Below are 17,447 nucleotides of genomic sequence, written 5' to 3' on the forward strand. Positions count from 1 at the left end.
ACGCGATGGACGCAGGAGACGAAACCCTGAATCAGGATTCGATCAACGACCAGCCCATGCCGCTGCTGGAACATCTGGTGGAACTGCGGCGCAGGCTGCTGTGGTCCATCGTGACGTTCATGGTGTGTTTTGCCGTCTGTTACTATTATTCGGAACAGATCTATTTCTTCCTGGCCAAGCCGCTGGGCGACATCATGCGCCAGAAGGGGGAGCAGCCGCACCTGATCTATACTGCACTGTACGAAGCCTTCTTTACCTACATGAAGGTTGCCTTTTTCGGTGCGGCCTGCCTGTCATTTCCCATGATGGCGGTACAGGCGTGGATCTTTATCGCGCCGGGGCTGTACCGCAGCGAAAAACGGGCCTTTGCGCCGTTTCTGGTGGCAACGCCCATCATGTTCGCCATGGGAGCGGCGCTGGCGTACTACTTCATCTTCCCCGCCGCATGGAAGTTTTTCCTGTCGTTCCAGACGGCGGACGGGCAGGACGGACTGCAGATCGAGCTGCAGGCCAAGGTGTCGGAATACCTGACACTGGTGATGAAGCTGATCCTGGCGTTCGGCATGGCGTTCGAACTGCCCGTGGTGCTGACGCTTATGGCGCGGGTGGGGCTGGTCACGTCAAAGGGGCTGGCGCGTGTGCGGCGCTATGCCTATGTCGGCGCGTTCGTGGCCGCCGCCATCCTGACGCCGCCCGACGTGATTACCCAGACCGGCCTGGCCGTGCCGCTGATCGGGCTGTACGAGATTTCCATTTTCTGCGCCCGCCTTGTCGAGCCGCGCAATCTGCCTGAAGACACCGAGGAGACTACCTGATGCACGACCTGCGCGCCCTTCGCGCCGATCCTGACGGTTTTGACGCCGACCTGAAGCGGCGGGGGGAGCCTGCCGTGGCGCAGGCGCTGCTGCTGCTGGACCATGACCGCCGCTCCGCTGAAACCGCATTGCAGGAACTGCAGGCGCGCCGGAAGCAGATTTCCAAGGAAATCGGGGCAATGCGCAAATCTGGGGCGGACAGCTCGGCTCTGGAAGCCGAAGTGATCAGCGCCAAGGCCCGGATGGAGGCACTGCAGACCCGCGCCGATGATCTGGACGGGCAGATCCGCGGCACGCTGGAACGCCTGCCCAACCGTCTGGACGAAAGTGTGCCCGCAGGGGCGGATGAAAATGCGAACGTGCAGGTGCACCAGAACGGTACGCCGCGCGAATTCGCTTTTGCCCCGCGTGAGCATTTCGAGCTGGGCGAGGCACTGGGCATGATGGATTTCGAGACCGCATCCCGCCTGTCGGGTGCGCGTTTCGTGGTGCTGCATGGCCAGCTTGCGCGGCTGGAACGCGCGCTGGGGCAGTTCATGCTGGACCTGCATACGGGTGAAAACGGGTATGAGGAAACCGCAGTCCCTGTTCTGGTCAATAACGAGGCGATGTACGGCACTGACAAGCTGCCCAAATTTGCTGACCAGTCCTTCCGTACCGAGGACGGCCGCTGGCTGATCCCCACGGCGGAGGTGCCGCTGACCGCCAGTGTCGCGGGCCAGATCCTGCCGGGCAATGTGCTGCCGCGCCGCCTTGTCGCCCTGTCATCGTGTTTCCGCAGCGAGGCCGGGGCGGCGGGCCGCGACACGCGTGGCATGCTGCGCCAGCACCAGTTCCAGAAGGTCGAGATGGTGTCCATCACCACGCCGGAGGAAAGCGATGCCGAGCACGAACGCATGACCCGCTGCGCGGAAATGGTGCTGGAAAAGCTGGGCATCCCCTATCGCCGCATGCTGCTATGCGCGGGGGATACCGGCTTTGGCGCGGCAAAGACCTTTGACCTTGAGGCATGGCTGCCGGGGCAGAAGGCATGGCGTGAAATCTCGTCGTGCTCCACCACGCGCGATTTTCAGGCGCGACGCATGAACGCCCGCTATCGCGCGGCAGAGGGCAGGCCCGCGTTCGTCCATACCCTGAACGGGTCCGGTCTGGCCGTGGGCCGCACACTGATCGCAGTTATGGAAAATTACCAGAACGAGGACGGCAGCATCACCATCCCCGATGTGCTGCGTCCCTATATGGGCGGCGTCGAGGTTATCCGCGCGGCCTGAGAGTCTGGAATAAAGAAGTTTTTGGTGAAGCTTTTTTCAAACAGCTTCAGATAACGCCGCCTTTTTTGAAAAAGGCGGCACCTGAAACTTTTATCTTTGCGTCTTCCCTTAACGTCGCTTGCGGTGCGGGCGTTTGCCCTTGGTCGGTGCCTCACGGTTGCGGCGGCCCGGCGGGCTGGCGCGGTTATCAGGGCTGAAGGGGGACGTGCGCGGCGTGCGGGCGCGGATGCTCTGCTGGCGCAGCACGTCTTCGATCCAGTCATTCAGGCGGGCGGTCGTGGCCTCGGCTTCCTCACGGTTGACGTAAGCTTCGGGGAAGCGCAGCGCCAGCCATCGCCATGCCACCAGCCGCTTGTGGCGTTTTTCCGCGCGTTCCAGTTCCGTGCGCTCGGCCCGTTCGGGCGGCGGCAGGCGGCCCGTGCCCGGTGGTGGCACGGCATTGCCCGCCGCATGGTCTGCCGCCCAGTGGACAAGGCGCTGGATGCCATTGTCGCGGTCATCCACCGGGCACATGGCATAGACCCAGCGCTGCGCCAGCGTCAGATCCGACACACCTTCCAGCGCGGTTGCAATGGCGAAGGCCTGTTCCATGTTGGCCAGCCGGTAATTCGGGTCATCGCGGCGCAGCACCGCGCGGCGAATGCGCACCAGCACGCCAAACAGGCTGTCGGACCCGATTTCGGCCGCGACGGCCTGAACAATGTCCGCATCGGGCTGCACCTGCGGGCGCATGTCCTCGATCGGCTGCGGGGGGGCAGCCAGCATGGCGTGGATGAAGGACGGGCTGCCGACCCCTTCCAGCACGGCCACAACACCCTGTTCATGCTTGCCGTAACGCCCGGCGCGACCGCCGATCTGCTTGACTTCCTGCGGGTTGAGGTCGCGCGTCTGGTTGCCGTCATATTTGCGCAGGGCGGCAAAGACCACGCGGCGGATGGTCAGGTTCAGCCCCATGCCGATTGCGTCGGTCGCGATCAGGATGTCGGCGTCGCCATCATTGAAACGCTGGGCTTCCGCCCGGCGGACTTCGGGGCTGAGCGCGCCATACACCACCGCCACCCGCTTGCCCTGCGCCAGTAGCAGCGCGCGCAGGTCCAGTACCTCGCGTCGGGAAAAGGCGATCAGCGCGTCATGCTTCTGCAGTTCATGCAGGCTGACCGAACGTTCGGCGGCAACCAGCGGGCTTTTGCGTTCCAGCCGGATTTCATCCACCGGGTCACCGCACAGTTCGGCAATGCGCTTCACCATGGGAATGCAATCAGGCGCGCCAAGGATGAACAGGTGCCGCGCGGGGGCACCCATGATGGCCGCAGTCCAGGCCGCCCCACGGTCGGGGTCGGTCAGCATCTGGGCTTCATCGATTATGGCTACATCGACCGGGTTGTTCAGCGGGCACATTTCCACGGTTGCGGCCAGATGGCGGCTACCGGGCACTTCGATGCGCTCTTCGCCCGTGGCCAGCGATGTCGGCACGCCGCGCGCGGTCAGCGACTCGCGGAATTCATGTGCCAGCAGCCGTAGCGGCGCCAGCGCCAGCCCGCTTTCGGCACGGGCCAGCGCATCCAGTGCCGTATGCGACTTGCCGCTGTTGGTCGGTCCCGTCACCAGCGTGATACGACGGTTGAGCGCGCGTGCGGTGCGGAAATGAGCGGCGTAGCGGTCAAGGGCGGCGACCTGTGCAATGACAGCGTTACCCACGCGGCGGTTGCCCAGGTCGGGGGCCAGTGGTGCGCGCGACGGGGTTTCCTGTCCCTCCCTGCGCCACTGGGGTAACTGCTGGCGCAGGGCCATAAGTTCGGTCGGGTCGAATTCCCACCGTTCCTGTCCATCCGCCTGCGGCACGCGGCGTGCGACCGGCAGACGGTTTTCCGCGATCCAGCGCAGCGCCTCGCGGTGCGAACAGCGCAGCAGGCCGGGTACGTCGCTGAAGGGAACAAGGCTTTTTTCCCATTCACGCAGGCGCAGCACTTCCTCGCGCCGCCGTGCGCGCGCCGTATCCTCGATCTGGGTATCGCGGTCCTTGCGGCTTGCGTCCTCGCGTTCCAGTCCGGCGGCGAAGGCATCCGCATCAGGCAGGGCGAAGGCATCGGCCACCGCCACGGCAAGGGTGCGCAGTTCGGCTGGTGCCAGCGTGCGGCCGGTGCCGTCAAACAGGTCGGCGCGGACGTTTTCCACTGCGGCGCGCGGCGTATCGCCCTGCGCGCGCAGTTTTTCATGCAGTACGGGGGCCAGGGCTGACAGAAGGCGGGCGTCATCGGGTTCGGGGTCGTCCACCGTCACGGCGGCGGCTTCCGTATCTGCGCGCGTGACCCATATCTGCCCCGCGCGGCGGGTCAGGTCCATAAGCCGCGACCCCCACGGCTTGCGCCGCACGGTACACAGGGCGCTGCGGAAGGCGGCGTCATCTATGTGCGTGGCGCCGGGTTCCAGCATGCGGGCGATCACGCGCTCCAGCTTCGGGCGCTCGCGGGTTTCAACATGCAGTCCGGTTGCGGCGATCGCCGCGTCCAGCGCCAGCAGGGCAGGGGCGGCCCGGTCGGGGAATTCAGAAGTCATACCTGACTATGTGCGTCATCCACGCGCTGACGACAATGGACTCCGTACTTGCATCCGTGCCCGAAATCATTGAATAGAACGCCGTATCGTACGCGTGTGGCGTGACAAGCGCGTCCCGGAATGGGCATTCTACGGTCAATCTGTTCCCCGTGGCGCGTGATATGTTAGTTTTGTGCTGGAATTCCACGCTGTGGATGGCCTAAACATGCCCGCCTTAGTTATGTAGCTGTGGCCGGGCGCATGTTTCAGGGAATCCTGTGTCTGCGTCATATCCAGCCGGGAGAATGATAACCAGATGTCAGATACGTTGATTGTGCCAACCGCCGAGACCATGCTCACCGGCCTTGCTCCGGTCGAGGGGCAGGAAGGCGTGTTCCACCTGGCCGAACCGACCAAGGAATATGGCCACCTGAATGCGGAAACCGTCCTGTCGGTCCATCACTGGACAGACCGGCTGTTCAGCTTCACCACCACGCGCGACCCGGCGCTGCGCTTCGAGAACGGCCAGTTCACGATGATCGGCATCGAGGTCGAGGGCAAGCCGCTGCTGCGCGCCTACAGCATTGCCAGCGCGAATTACGAGGACCACCTTGAATTCCTGTCGATCGCGGTGCCCGATGGTCCGCTGACCTCGCGCCTGCGTCATGTAAAGGTGGGCGACAAGGTGCTGATCGGCCGCAAACCCGTCGGCACGCTGCTGCTGGACAACCTGCGTCCGGGCCGCAACCTGTATTTCCTGTCCACGGGTACGGGGCTTGCACCCTTCATGAGCCTGATCAAGGATCCGGAATGCTATGAACGCTACGACCACGTGATCCTGAGCCATACGGTGCGTATCTCGGGTGAGCTGGCCTATTCCAACCACATCCGCCACGAACTGCCCGAACACGAGTTCCTGGGCGAGGACGTGAAGGGCAAGCTGCTGTACTACCCGGCCGTGACCCGTGAGGAATTTGCCGTTACCGACCGCATCACCAAGCTGATCGAGACGGGCAAGATCTTCAAGGACCTGAACATCCCCGAACTGGATCCTGAACATGACCGCGTCATGATCTGCGGTTCGCCGGAAATGCTGGCCGATACGGAAAAGCTGCTGCAGGACCGTGGCTTTGACGAGGGGAACAACTCCAACCCCGGCGCCTATGTGGTGGAAAAGGCGTTCGCCGAACGCTGATCCCGCCCCGCCCCGGCCATAGGAAGCATGGTCGGGGCTTTTTTTATTGGTCCCGCCCCGCGTCAGGGCGGGGTGCTGCCGGAATGACGCATGCTGTCGCCGTCCTTCCGGCTGGAAGCAGGATGCACAACCGGCATGAGTTATGACTTCGATCTGTTTGTAATCGGCGCGGGTTCGGGCGGCGTGCGGTGTGCGCGTATCGCCTCCAGCCATGGGGCGCGCGTGGCCGTGGCGGAAAGCCGCCACTGGGGCGGGACCTGCGTCAACCTTGGCTGCGTGCCCAAGAAACTGATGGTCCAGGCCAGCGAATATGGCGACTGGGTGGATGACAGCCACGGTTTCGGCTGGAACACGAAGCGCGGGCAGCATGACTGGACCGCACTGATTGAAGCCAAGGACCGCGAAATCACGCGCCTGAACGGTCTGTATGTCTCGATGCTGGAAAAGGCGGGTGTTGCGCTGTTTACCGGCCTTGCCACCATCGAGGACGCGCACACCCTGCGTATCGACCCGTCCCCGCTGGCTCCCCATGAAGCCCCGCGCCGTGTGACTGCGGCCCGGATTGTCATTGCCGTAGGGTCCACGCCGACGGCGCCCAGGATCCCCGGCGCGGAATACGCCATATCATCCGATCAGGCCTTTCACCTGACACGGCGCCCGCAGCGGGTGTGCATGGTGGGTGGCGGTTATATTGGCGTGGAGTTTGCAGGGATATTCCGTGGACTCGGCTCGGAAGTTGATCTGGTCTATCGCCAGCAGCAGCCGCTGCGTGGCTTTGATGGCGACCTGCGCCACGCCCTGCATGACGCCATCGATCTGCGTGGCATCCGCCAGCATGTCAGCGCGTCGCCCACTGAAATTGAAAAGCGCGGGGATGGCAGCTTTACCGTCACCCTTGATAACGGTACCCGGATTGACACCGACTGCGTTTTCTTCGCCACCGGCCGTCATCCCAAGATCACCGGCCTTGGCCTGACGCAGCTTGGTGTGGCGATGGAGGAGAACGGGCGCATCATTGTCGATGAGGACAGCCAGACAACCGTGCCCGGCATTTACGCCATTGGTGACGTGACCAACCGGCTGAACCTGACCCCCGTCGCCATCGCGGAAGGGCATAATCTGGCTGACCGTCTGTTTGGCAGCGCACCGGCGCGCCAGTGGTCCTATGGCACGACACCGAAGGCGGTGTTCTTTACCCCCGCCCTTGCCAGTGTCGGCCTGACGGAAGCCGAGGCTGCGCATAAGGGCGATGTGGACGTGTATGTCAGCCGCTTTCGCCCCATGCGCAATACGCTCAGTGGCCGCCAGCAGCGTACGTTCATGAAGCTGGTGGTCGATAAGGCCAGTCAGGTGGTTGTAGGCGCGCACATGCTGGGTGATGACGCGCCGGAGATCATGCAGGGTCTGGCGATTGCCGTGACGGCGGGGCTGAAGAAGGGGGACTGGGACCGGACCATCGGCATCCATCCGTCCTCGGCTGAGGAATTCGTGACCATGCGTACCCGCACGCGTGTCACGCCGCATCACCCGGTCTGATACGGCCCATGTAAAAAACCGTTGCTGGCACATTGACCGGCAACGGTTTTTTTATTGTGTAACAGGCGGGCAAACCCGCGAACCACAGAAGTTTCTGGTAAGGCTTTTTTTTAAAAAGGCGGTAGCCAAAAACTTTTATTATTTCTGAAGTGATTTTTTAGCGGGGCGCGACCCAGCCATTGCCGGTCGAATCGCCAAGCTGGCCATCGCCATTGATCCCGCTGCTCTGGTACGCGCTGCCGAAACGTGACAGGTCCGTGCCGGTAACCGAATCACGGTGCACATGTTCCAGATGGTCGGGGTCGGGACCGTGGTTCAGTTCCATGGACGGCGCTTCCTCATAGCCGGGCGGCAGATGGTTGCGCTGACCATGAACGGTCATCTTGTCTTCGCTCTGGCTGCTGCTGTCGTCACTGCTGTCGGGCGCGGCCATGGCCGTCACGCTGAACAGACACAGCCCGGCTGCCAGGGCGGTTATGAATTTCCCACGTGTGGTGGCCATGATCCGTAATCCTTTTACCTGAGGGGACACCATGCCAACCATGCCCCGTCAGGGGAAGCCGTGGTCTGGCAGTCCAACCATGCTGCTTTTACATATGGGGGAAGCATGACTGTAATGCGACCTGCAACTGTATGGATCGGGTCTGTTTGTGGCGTCAATGCAACATTGATTCCCCGCTGGCGGTGCAGCCAGAGGGGACCGGCCCAGAACAGGCTTTGCCATGCCGGGCTTTTTTCGACATAAAGACTGCCCTTCCGCCGCTGGCGGCGGGGACTGTCTTGTATCAAGAGGAATTAGGATCCGACCCATGAGTGCGACGCACAGCCACAGCAGTTCTTCCCGGCAGGCCTGGACGCCGGAGAGCTGGCGGTCGTTTCCGGCGCGGCAGATGCCGCGATATCCTGACGAAGCCGCCCTGGAGGGCGTGGAGGCGCGCCTGCGCCGCTACCCGCCGCTGGTCTTCGCAGGGGAAGCCCGGCGCCTGCGCGCCCATCTGGCCAAGGCCGCCACGGGGCAGGCCTTCGTGCTGCAGGGTGGCGCGTGCGCTGAAAGCTTCAGTGAATTCACCGCCGATATCGTGCGCGACACCTTCCGCGTGCTGCTGCAGATGGCTGTTGTGCTGACCTTTGGCGCCAAGGTGCCCGTCATCAAGATAGGGCGCATGGCCGGGCAGTACGCCAAGCCGCGCTCCTCCGATACCGAGACGAAGGATGGCGTGACGCTGCCGTCCTACCGTGGTGACATCATCAATGGTTCGGACTTCACGGAATCCGCGCGCATTCCCGACCCGAAGCGCATGGAAACCGGCTATTTCCAGTCTGTCGGCACCATGAACCTGCTGCGCGCCTTCGCCAGCGGGGGCTATGCCAACCTGCATGAAGTCCACCGCTGGAACCTTGGCTTTGTCGAACGTTCGCCGCTGGCGCAGCGTTACGGGCAACTGGCCGAACGTATTGGCGAAACACTGGACTTCATGGCCGCGTGCGGCCTGACGGCGGCCACCACGCCCCAGATTGACGAGACCGAGTTCTATACCTCGCACGAAGCCCTGCTGCTGCCGTACGAGCAGGCGCTGACCCGCATCGATTCGACATCGGACGAATGGTATGACTGCTCGGCCCATTTCGTGTGGATCGGGGATCGTACCCGCCAGCCAGATGGCGCGCATGTCGAATTCCTGCGTGGGGTGCGCAACCCCATCGGGATCAAGGTCGGCCCGACCACGACCATCGAGGATCTTGAGCAGTTGCTCGACATTCTCAACCCGACCGACGAAGCCGGGCGCATTTCGCTCATTTCCCGCATGGGGGCGGGCAAGGTGCGCGACCATCTGCCGCCACTTCTTGAGAAAGTGATGGCCACGGGGCGGACGGTCACATGGTTGTGTGATCCCATGCATGGCAACACAAGCTCGACTTCGACAGGTATCAAGACGCGTTCGTTCGATGCCATCCTGTCGGAGATTCACGGCTTTTTTGACGTATTCGAGGCAGCCGGCGCCCACCCCGGCGGCGTGCATTTCGAGATGACCGGCCAGAACGTGACCGAGTGCATCGGCGGTGCCCACCGCTTGACGGAAGCCGATCTGGGTGAACGCTATGAGACCTTCTGCGACCCGCGCCTGAATGCGGAACAGTCGCTGGAAATGGCATTCCGTCTGTCTGAAGAACTGAAGACGCGGATGCATCGCATGAGTGGCGGGGCACGCTAGTCCCGCCCGTATCGGGGGGATTGGAGGGGCTATGACCCATGGTGAGAAGGCAGGCCGGGGTGCGGGCGCGGTGGAACGTGATGTGATCGCCGCCCGCACGGATGCGTATTTCAACCGCACGCGTGCCATTGTCGAACACTTTGGGGACAGGAAGGTGACCTATGCCGTCTTCCTGCGCCGCCCCGTCGTGTCCGCGCCCCGGCTTATGGTGGACTGGCTGCGCGCCGTTGCCACCGAACGCGGGATCGACATTGAATGTGACCTTATGTTCCCCGAGGGAACATGGGTGGGCGCGGGTGAACCGCTGGCCTATGTGACCGGATCGTTCGCGCAGCTTGCGGTGCTGGAGACGCTGGTGCTCCAGCGTCTTGGCCCGGCCTGTGTCGCCGCCCACAATGCCTACCAGATGTCCATGGCGCTGCCGCATGTGCGGTTCATGGCGATGGAGGCGCGGCATTGCGCGGGCTTCGGCATGCAGGAACAGATGGCCTATGCCGCCTCCGTCGGCAGTCATGCCGCGCAGAAGGAAGGCGCGCTGGGCTTTATCGGCAGCGCCAATGACGCGACGGCGCATTATTTCGGCACCACGAAGGGGCTGGGCACCATGCCGCACGCGCTGGTGGGCTACGCCGGGTCCACCCTGCGGGCCGCCGGGATGTTTCACGAGGTCTATCCCGAAATGGACCTTGTGGTGCTGGTGGACTATTTCGGGCGCGAGGTGACGGACGCGCTGGAAGTCTGCCGCCATTTCCCGGACCTTGCCGCAACCGGACGGCTGGCCGTGCGTCTGGATACGCATGGCGGCCGTTTTCTGGAGGGGTTGGACCCGCAATCATCCTATGACGTGCTGGAACGCCATACGCCGGGCAGCATCCGGCGGTACCGGTCGGACAAGGAACTGCGTTACCTTGTGGGTACCGGGGTTTCCGCCGCCGCAATCTGGCGCATGCGCGAAGCACTGGATGATGCAGGATTCGCGCATGTACGCATCATCGCGTCGTCGGGTTTCAGCGTGGAAAAATGCCTCAGCATGGCCGACGCCCATGCGCCGGTCGATGTGATCGGTACAGGCTCCTTCATTCCCGACCACTGGTCGGAAACCTATGCCACAGCCGATATCGTGGCCTATGACGATGTGCCGCGGGTCAAGGCGGGGCGTGAGTTCCTGCTGCGCCACATGCGCAACCGCTAGGCCACATGGTCACGTCCCGCGCAGGGATGCATAACGAAAGGCTTCATCTTGTCAGAAACCATTTTTGCCCCCGAAGGGGGATGGCGCGTACGGATTCTGGACCTGTCAGGCGGCGCCGAGGACAATATTGTCGAGGAAGTCGGCGGTTTTCCCGACCTGATCCAGGCCAATGCCTTTGCGCGCGCCTATGTACGTGACAGCATTGAACGCTGCCGCATGCCCGGCCTGTCGGCCGCCGATATCCTCAAGGCATGGTTTTCCTTTGGCGAGGATGCGGAAGTGCTGGAAGCAGGCGATCAGGGCTGGCGTTCGGCCAATGAACTGGATGATTTCGTGGCCCACGCCGCAAGTCCGATGGAACGTGACTGGCGCGCCTTTGATCCCCGCCGTGGCGATGATGAGGATGAAGGGGCGTAAGAACGTCCCTAAATCCGTAAAGGTGTAAAAGTTTTTGGGTGCCGTCTTTTTAAAAAGGCGGCGTCGGCGGCCCGCCTGAAAACACTTTCCCCATACGGGTCAGGCACCCATACCGGCGTGCATCGGGCTGGGCCTGCAAGGCTGGTGTATTCCGCGTCGGATTGCGCATGTGTTCTCTGGCATTTAGGGCGTAATCGCCGCATATAGGGGTCATGAAACTCCGTTTTGCGCCCAGCCCGACCGGGCTGATCCATGTCGGCAATGCGCGTCAGGCCATTGCCAATGCCCTGTTCGCCCGCCGCCACGATGCACGCTTCCTGCTGCGTATTGACGATACCGATCGCGGTCGCTCGAAAGAGGAATATGTGCAGGCCCTGCAGGATGACCTGCGCTGGCTTGGCATTGGCTGGGATGAATTCGTGCGTCAGTCGGACCGGCTGGACCGCTATGCGCTGGCCATTGAACAGCTGAAGGCCACCGGGCGGCTTTATCCGTGTTTTGAAAGTGAGCAGGAACTGGCCTCCAAGCGTGAGGCCCGTATCCGCATGCGCAAGCCGCCGGTCTATGACCGCGCCATGCTGCGCATGACCCCGCAGCAGCGCGCGCAGGCCGAAGCCAATGGCAAGGTACCGTACTGGCGCTTCCGGCTGTCCGATCACCGCACGGTGGAATGGAATGATCTGGTCATGGGGGCGTGCCGGGTGAAGCTGCCTGCCATTTCCGACCCTGTTCTGGTGCGCGCGGACGGGACGGTGCTGTACACGCTGGCATCCGTCGTGGATGATATGGAACTGGGCATCACCCATATCATCCGGGGCGAGGACCACGTGACCAATACCGGCGTGCAGATCGACATTGCGGAGGCACTGGGGGCAAAGCGCAACCAGTTCACCTTCGCGCACCTGCCGCTTTTGCTGGATGAAGGCGGCGGCAAGCTGTCCAAGCGTTTTGACGGGCTGTCGATTCGCGCATTGCGGCAGGACGGGGTCGAGCCTTCGGCCATCGTATCCTACCTCTCACGGCTGGGCAGTGCGGATGACCCGGCGGCGCTGTCGTTTGATGAACTGGCCAAGACGTATGACCTCGGGCGTGTTTCGCGCTCGGCCGCGCGATTTGATATGCGGCAGTTGCTGGGCCTGAACCGCCGCATCATGCACGCCATGTCGTTTGATGAAATCCGCGCCCGCCTGCCCGAAGGGGCGACGGAAGCCTTCTGGCTGGCGGTGCGGGGCAATGTGGATATGGCGGGTGAACTGCGCCACTGGTGGGATGTCGTGGCGGGTGAGATCATCCCTCCGGTGATTGAGGAGGAAGATCGCCCCTTCCTGCTGCAGGCACTGGAGACGCTGCCTGCGGAACCGTGGGATGAAACCACATGGAAGGCATGGACCACGGCCGTAAAGGATGCCACGGGCCGCACGGGGCGTGCGCTGTTTCACCCGCTGCGCCTTGCATTGACGGGGGAAGAGAGCGGGCCGGAAATGCGTGACCTGCTGCCGCTTATGGGCCGGGCGCGCGTGGCCGACCGGCTGCAGGTCGCGGCACGCTGATATAAAAAAGGCCCGGTTTTATACCGGGCCTTTTTTCAACAGCAAGAAGTTTTTGGGTGCCGCCTTTTTTCAAAAAGGCGGCGTTCCCTGAAGCTTTTACTCTTGTTTACCGCTGCCCTGCCGGGCCTTACGCCCACGCGACAGTTCCGTCACCACGCCATGCAGCGTGCGCAGTTCCTGTTCCGTTACCTCACCACGCAGGAAGAAGTGGCGCAGGTTGCGCACCATGCCTGGCCGCTTCTGTTCATTGCGCAGGAAACCGCATTCATCCAGATCAGCGATCAGGTGGCGCATGAAATTGTCCAGCTCGCCACGGGTTGCCACATGCGTCTCGTTGGTCATCAGCGTGCGCGGCGGCGTATCGTCTACCGCCATCCACCACTCATACGCCATGATCATCACTGCCTGCGCCAGGTTGAGCGACATGAAAGCGGGGTTGAGCGGATAGCGGATCAGCGCATCGGCGCGGGCCATGTCTTCGTTATCCAGCCCCGCGCGTTCGGGACCGAACATCAGGCCGACCTTCAGTCCGCGATCCGTCATTTCACGCAGTTCGGCGGCGCCACCGCGTGCAGTCAGCACCGGCTTTACGATATGGCGCGGACGCGGGCAGGTGGCGAAGACATGATGCAGGTCGGCCACCGCATCATCCACCGTATCAAATACCTGCGCGGATTCGAGGATACGGTCAGCACCGGAGGCGCTGCGCCACGCACGTTCCTGCGGCCAGCCGTCGCGGGGGGCTACAATCCGCATGTGAAACAGGCCCCCATTGGCCATGGCGCGCGCCGTGGTGCCAATGTTTTCGGCCATCTGGGGCCGGACAAGGATTACGACCGGGCTATTGCCGATGGGGCCGATATCCGCCCCGCCGTCACGGCCGGTCATGCCTGCCTCCATGTCGTGCCCTGTGGACCGTCTTCCAGTACGATGCCCTGTGCCGCAAGATCGTTGCGGATTTCATCCGCCCGGGCAAAATCGCGCGCCTTGCGGGCGGCCAGCCGTTCTGCGATCAGGCGTTCGATCCGGGCCGGGTCAACCTTCGCGTCTCCGCGGAACCATGCCTCCGGCGTATTCTGCAGCAGGCCCAGCAGGTTGCCTGCCGTCTTCAGCTGCGCGGCAGCCTTGCTGTCACCCGCCATGGCGGCGTCAGCCAGTGCATGCATTTCCGCCAGGGCGCGCGGCGTGTTCAGGTCGTCGCACAGCACCTGTACCACGCTGTCCGGCGCGGGCACGGCATCGTGCATGGGATCAAGGTTTTCCAGCGCGCGGTAGAACCGGTCGAGCATCTGGCGGGCTTCATTCAGCCCTTCGCGGGTGAAGTTCAGCACCGAACGGTACTGCGCGCGCAGCAGCAGCAGGCGCAGCGCCTCGGCAGGGGTGTCACGCAGCACGTCGCGCACGGTCAGGAAGTTGCCGAGGGACTTCGACATCTTCTCCCCGTTCACCAGCAGCATGGCATTATGCACCCAGTGGTTGGCGAAGCGGCCATGCGGGTGACAGCACATGCTCTGCGCGCGTTCGTTTTCATGGTGGGGGAACAGAAGGTCCGACCCGCCGCCATGAATGTCGAAGCTTTCGCCCAGGTAACGCTGCGACATGGCCGAACATTCGATATGCCACCCCGGACGGCCCCGACCCCACGGGCTGTCCCATCCCGGCGTCTGGTCATCAGACGGCTTCCACAGCACGAAATCACCCGGATCACGTTTGTAGGGGGCGACTTCCACCCGCGCGCCCGCGATCAGGTCATCGGGCGTGCGGCCCGATAGCGCACCATAGGATGGATAGGTGTTTACCGCGAACAGGACGTGCCCTTCGGCTTCGTAAGCATGGCCGCTTTCGATCAGGCTGCGGATCATGTCCTGCATTTCACCGATATGATGGGTCGCGCGCGGCTCTACATCCGGTGGCAGGATGGAAACGGCGGCCAGATCCTCGTGAAAATCGTGGATGGTGCGCGTGGTCAGGTCTGCAATGGATTCGCCATTGGCATGGGCGCGGGCATTGATCTTGTCATCCACGTCCGTGATGTTGCGCACATAGGTCACGCGCGGGTACAGGTGGCGCAGCAGGCGCACCAGCACATCTGCCGTCAGCATGGCGCGCAGGTTGCCGATATGCGCCAGGTCATAGACCGTGGGACCGCAATAATAGACCCGCACGTTGTCGGGTGCCAGCGGGACGAAGGGAACGGTGCTGCGCGTCCTGCTGTCGTGCAGGTGCAGGCGGGGCTGTGTGTCGGACATGATGCGCCTAGATGCGACAGACGGGCGGGATTAGGCAAGACCTCATCTGTGCCTGCGGTGCGGGCCAGTCACGCTGGCCCGTCCGGTCAGGCGATTTCCTGGCCGATCTGCTTGATGTCATGGAATGTCAGGTCCGGATTGCCTTCCGCCGTACGCTTCATCATGAATGCCGATGAGGCGAGGAAGACCGGATCCCCGTCGATATCATCCGCCATGGCCGTGCGGTTGGCCATGCAGAAGGCTTCCAGCTTGTCACGCGGGCCGGTGACCCAGCGGGCAAGGTTGTAGGGTGTCGATTCGAAGCCGATCGCAACCCCGTATTCCCCCTTCAGCCGGGACTGCAGCACGTCAAGCTGCAGCGTGCCGACCACGCCCACGATCGGCGGCGCACCGTCCTGCGGGCGGAACAGCTGCACCACGCCTTCTTCCGCCAGTTCGGTCAGGGCCTGCCGCAGCTTCTTGGCCTTCATCGCGTCATCCAGACGCACGCGGCGCAGGATTTCAGGCGCGAAGTAGGGCACGCCGGTAAAGCGCAGGTCCTCGCCTTCGGTCAGCGTATCACCAATGCGCAGCGTGCCATGGTTGGGAATGCCCACCACGTCGCCTGCAAATGCTTCCTCGGCCAGTTGCCGGTCACGCGCGAAGAAGAACTGCGGCGTATGCAGCGCGAACTGCTTGCCGATCCGTACGTGCTTGAGGCGCATGCCGCGCTGCAGCTTGCCCGAACAGATGCGGGCGAACGCCATACGGTCGCGGTGGTTGGGGTCCATGTTGGCCTGGATCTTGAACACCAGCGCGGTAAGCGCAGGCTCATCGGCGCGCACGTTGCGGGTTTCCGTCGCCTGGTCGCGCGGCGGTGGCCCGAAGGCCGCCAGTGCATCCAGCAGGTCGGTGACGCCAATTTCCTTCATGGCACTACCGAAGAACACCGGTGTCAGGTGCCCCGCATTGAAGCTTTCAAGATCGAATTCCGGCAGCGCCGCCTCAACCAGTTCCAGTTCCTCGCCCAGCTGCACCATGCGCGGGTCGGTCTGGTCCAGTTCTTCGGTAACGTGCAGTTCCCGGTGGCGGATATCATAGGTGCCCACGAATTTGGCGGCACGCCCCACCGGCCATGTGGCAGGAGAGGTATCAAGTGCCAGCGAGGATGAGATTTCATCCAGCAGGGCAAACGGGTCCTGCGATTCGCGGTCCATCTTGTTGATGAAGGTGACGATGGGAATATCGCGCAGGCGGCAGATCTCGAACAGTTTGCGCGTCCGGGCCTCGATCCCTTTGGCGGCATCAATCACCATCACGGCGGCGTCCACCGCCGTCAGCGTGCGGTAGGTATCTTCCGAGAAGTCTTCATGGCCTGGCGTGTCAAGCAGGTTGAAGATGCAGCCGCCATATTCAAACGTCATGACCGATGTCACGACGGAAATGCCACGGTCGCGTTCGATCCCCATCCAGTCCGAACGCGTGCGCCGCCGTTCGCCCTTGGCCCGCACGTTGCCCGCCATCTGGATCGCGCCACCGGCGCGCAGGATGCGTTCGGTCAGCGTGGTCTTGCCCGCATCAGGGTGCGAGATGATGGCAAAGGTGCGCCGCCGGGTGATTTCGGCGGCAAGCGGGGTATCGGCGGCGGTGGCGGTCACGGTCTTGTCCATTCCTGCTGCTGGCCCGACGGACGGAAGGCGGAACCGGGCAGGGGCCAGAAACGCGGACGCCGGACGCGGGGATGAAACCCCACGTCCGGCGTCACGCCTGCCCGGTTCCGGGACTTGATCAGCGAGAGTAGAATTCGATGACCAGGTTCGGTTCCATCTGGACCGGATACGGAACGTCCGACAGCTTGGGGCTGCGCAGGAACGAACCCTTCATCTGGCGGTGGTCCACTTCCATGTATTCCGGCACGTCGCGTTCGCCGCTCTGTGCCGCATCCAGCACGATGGCCAGCTGCTTGGACTTTTCACGGACTTCGATCACGTCGCCATCACGCACCAGGTATGACGGGATATTGACCTTGCGGCCGTTGACCGTGATGTGGCCGTGGCTGATGAACTGACGCGCCGCGAACGGGGTGATCGCGAACTTCAGGCGGTACACGACCGCGTCCAGCCGGCGTTCCAGCAGGTCGATCAGGTTTTCGGAGGTATCGCCCTTGCGACGGACGGCCTCGTCATAATACTTGCGGAACTGCTTTTCGCCGATGTTGCCGTAGTAGCCCTTCAGCTTCTGCTTGGCCATCAGCTGCACGGAGAAGTCGGACGGCTTCTGCTTGCGGCGCTGACCATGCTGGCCGGGGCCATATTCGCGCTTGTTGACCGGGGACTTTGCACGGCCCCACAGGTTTACGCCAAGGCGACGGTTGATTTTGTACTTGCTCTCAAGGCGCTTGCTCATCTGCGCGCTCTCTCTTCATTCATCTGCATGACATGCGGCAGAACCGTATGGCCATGTTGTTGCACCGGTAGGTCCTGTTCCGCATGAAC

Annotated in this window: 14 protein-coding genes; 8 read left to right on the plus strand and 6 right to left on the minus strand. The window is 62.9% G+C overall.

Going from position 1 to position 17,447, the window contains the following annotated elements; all coding sequences use genetic code 11:
• Window positions 1–5: 5 nt before the first annotated feature.
• Together tatC and serS are read left to right on the plus strand one after the other, a co-directional pair.
• Window positions 6–815 (plus strand): twin-arginine translocase subunit TatC, encoded by an 810-nt coding sequence (gene tatC / locus MSKU9_RS14700; protein ID WP_141302288.1) that lies wholly within the window; start codon window positions 6–8, stop codon window positions 813–815.
• The gene (gene serS / locus MSKU9_RS14705; protein WP_141262126.1) at window positions 815–2,086 is read left to right on the plus strand and encodes a serine--tRNA ligase; all 1,272 of its coding nucleotides are present in this window, start codon (window positions 815–817) and stop codon (window positions 2,084–2,086) included. Before tatC ends, serS begins: the two co-directional genes overlap by 1 nt.
• Before the next feature lie 108 nt (window positions 2,087–2,194).
• Here serS and MSKU9_RS14710 read toward each other — a convergent pair whose 3' ends face one another.
• Window positions 2,195–4,642, minus strand: a complete 2,448-nt coding sequence (locus MSKU9_RS14710; RefSeq protein ID WP_141262127.1) for a helicase-related protein — start codon at window positions 4,640–4,642, stop codon at window positions 2,195–2,197.
• Between the two features lie 295 nt (window positions 4,643–4,937).
• On the opposite strand from MSKU9_RS14710, the gene MSKU9_RS14715 reads away from it, so the two are divergent.
• Both MSKU9_RS14715 and gorA read left to right on the plus strand, forming a co-directional pair.
• On the plus strand, window positions 4,938–5,816 hold the full coding sequence (locus tag MSKU9_RS14715; RefSeq protein WP_141262128.1) for a ferredoxin--NADP reductase: 879 nt from the start codon (window positions 4,938–4,940) through the stop codon (window positions 5,814–5,816).
• Window positions 5,817–5,951: 135 nt separating this feature from the next.
• Window positions 5,952–7,352 carry a glutathione-disulfide reductase gene (gene gorA, locus MSKU9_RS14720; protein ID WP_141262219.1) on the plus strand — a complete coding sequence of 467 codons (1,401 nt, stop codon included), beginning with the start codon at window positions 5,952–5,954 and terminating at the stop codon, window positions 7,350–7,352.
• 157 nt (window positions 7,353–7,509) lie between these two features.
• On the opposite strand, the gene MSKU9_RS14725 is transcribed toward gorA, so the two are convergent.
• On the minus strand, window positions 7,510–7,854 hold the full coding sequence (locus MSKU9_RS14725; protein ID WP_141262129.1) for a hypothetical protein: 345 nt from the start codon (window positions 7,852–7,854) through the stop codon (window positions 7,510–7,512).
• Between the two features lie 307 nt (window positions 7,855–8,161).
• On the opposite strand from MSKU9_RS14725, the gene MSKU9_RS14730 reads away from it, so the two are divergent.
• The 4 genes from MSKU9_RS14730 to gltX all read left to right on the plus strand — a co-directional run bounded on the left by MSKU9_RS14730 (window position 8,162) and on the right by gltX (window position 12,724).
• Entirely contained in the window at window positions 8,162–9,565 is a 1,404-nt protein-coding gene (locus MSKU9_RS14730) for a class II 3-deoxy-7-phosphoheptulonate synthase (protein ID WP_141262130.1), read from the plus strand.
• Between the two features lie 31 nt (window positions 9,566–9,596).
• A complete protein-coding gene (locus MSKU9_RS14735; RefSeq protein ID WP_141262131.1) occupies window positions 9,597–10,757 on the plus strand; it encodes a beta/alpha barrel domain-containing protein in 1,161 nt (386 codons plus the stop codon).
• 48 nt (window positions 10,758–10,805) lie between these two features.
• The gene (locus MSKU9_RS14740) at window positions 10,806–11,174 is read left to right on the plus strand and encodes a hypothetical protein (RefSeq protein ID WP_141262132.1); all 369 of its coding nucleotides are present in this window, start codon (window positions 10,806–10,808) and stop codon (window positions 11,172–11,174) included.
• A 212-nt stretch (window positions 11,175–11,386) separates the two neighbouring features.
• Entirely contained in the window at window positions 11,387–12,724 is a 1,338-nt protein-coding gene (gene gltX / locus MSKU9_RS14745; protein WP_141262133.1) for a glutamate--tRNA ligase, read from the plus strand.
• 96 nt (window positions 12,725–12,820) lie between these two features.
• Here gltX and MSKU9_RS14750 read toward each other — a convergent pair whose 3' ends face one another.
• From MSKU9_RS14750 to rpsD, 4 genes are all read right to left on the minus strand, one after another.
• Complete coding sequence (locus MSKU9_RS14750; protein ID WP_193557710.1) at window positions 12,821–13,612, minus strand: RNA methyltransferase; 792 nt, start codon at window positions 13,610–13,612, stop codon at window positions 12,821–12,823.
• The gene (gene cysS / locus MSKU9_RS14755) at window positions 13,609–14,973 is read right to left on the minus strand and encodes a cysteine--tRNA ligase (RefSeq protein ID WP_141262135.1); all 1,365 of its coding nucleotides are present in this window, start codon (window positions 14,971–14,973) and stop codon (window positions 13,609–13,611) included. The genes MSKU9_RS14750 and cysS overlap by 4 nt, the downstream gene beginning before the upstream one ends.
• Window positions 14,974–15,059: 86 nt before the next feature.
• Window positions 15,060–16,622: a peptide chain release factor 3 gene (locus MSKU9_RS14760; RefSeq protein ID WP_141262136.1), complete on the minus strand. Its 1,563-nt coding sequence runs from the start codon at window positions 16,620–16,622 to the stop codon at window positions 15,060–15,062.
• 118 nt (window positions 16,623–16,740) lie between these two features.
• Complete coding sequence (rpsD, locus tag MSKU9_RS14765; RefSeq protein ID WP_010506989.1) at window positions 16,741–17,358, minus strand: 30S ribosomal protein S4; 618 nt, start codon at window positions 17,356–17,358, stop codon at window positions 16,741–16,743.
• Between the last annotated feature and the right edge of the window lie 89 nt (window positions 17,359–17,447).

Source organism: Komagataeibacter diospyri, from assembly GCF_006538165.1.
In the GTDB taxonomy this organism is placed as follows: Bacteria; Pseudomonadota; Alphaproteobacteria; order Acetobacterales; family Acetobacteraceae; genus Komagataeibacter; species Komagataeibacter diospyri.

What these genes read in the sequence shown, in the direction of transcription:
- MSKU9_RS14725 (WP_141262129.1), bottom strand. Translation starts at nt 7,854, where the DNA reads ATGGCCACCACACGTGGGAAATTCATAACCGCCCTGGCAGCCGGGCTG.
- MSKU9_RS14715 (WP_141262128.1), top strand. Translation starts at nt 4,938, where the DNA reads ATGTCAGATACGTTGATTGTGCCAACCGCCGAGACCATGCTCACCGGC.
- gltX (WP_141262133.1), top strand. Translation starts at nt 11,387, where the DNA reads ATGAAACTCCGTTTTGCGCCCAGCCCGACCGGGCTGATCCATGTCGGC.
- MSKU9_RS14710 (WP_141262127.1), bottom strand. Translation starts at nt 4,642, where the DNA reads ATGACTTCTGAATTCCCCGACCGGGCCGCCCCTGCCCTGCTGGCGCTG.
- MSKU9_RS14735 (WP_141262131.1), top strand. Translation starts at nt 9,597, where the DNA reads ATGACCCATGGTGAGAAGGCAGGCCGGGGTGCGGGCGCGGTGGAACGT.
- serS (WP_141262126.1), top strand. Translation starts at nt 815, where the DNA reads ATGCACGACCTGCGCGCCCTTCGCGCCGATCCTGACGGTTTTGACGCC.
- tatC (WP_141302288.1), top strand. Translation starts at nt 6, where the DNA reads ATGGACGCAGGAGACGAAACCCTGAATCAGGATTCGATCAACGACCAG.
- cysS (WP_141262135.1), bottom strand. Translation starts at nt 14,973, where the DNA reads ATGTCCGACACACAGCCCCGCCTGCACCTGCACGACAGCAGGACGCGC.
- MSKU9_RS14730 (WP_141262130.1), top strand. Translation starts at nt 8,162, where the DNA reads ATGAGTGCGACGCACAGCCACAGCAGTTCTTCCCGGCAGGCCTGGACG.
- MSKU9_RS14750 (WP_193557710.1), bottom strand. Translation starts at nt 13,612, where the DNA reads ATGACCGGCCGTGACGGCGGGGCGGATATCGGCCCCATCGGCAATAGC.
- rpsD (WP_010506989.1), bottom strand. Translation starts at nt 17,358, where the DNA reads ATGAGCAAGCGCCTTGAGAGCAAGTACAAAATCAACCGTCGCCTTGGC.
- gorA (WP_141262219.1), top strand. Translation starts at nt 5,952, where the DNA reads ATGAGTTATGACTTCGATCTGTTTGTAATCGGCGCGGGTTCGGGCGGC.
- MSKU9_RS14760 (WP_141262136.1), bottom strand. Translation starts at nt 16,622, where the DNA reads ATGGACAAGACCGTGACCGCCACCGCCGCCGATACCCCGCTTGCCGCC.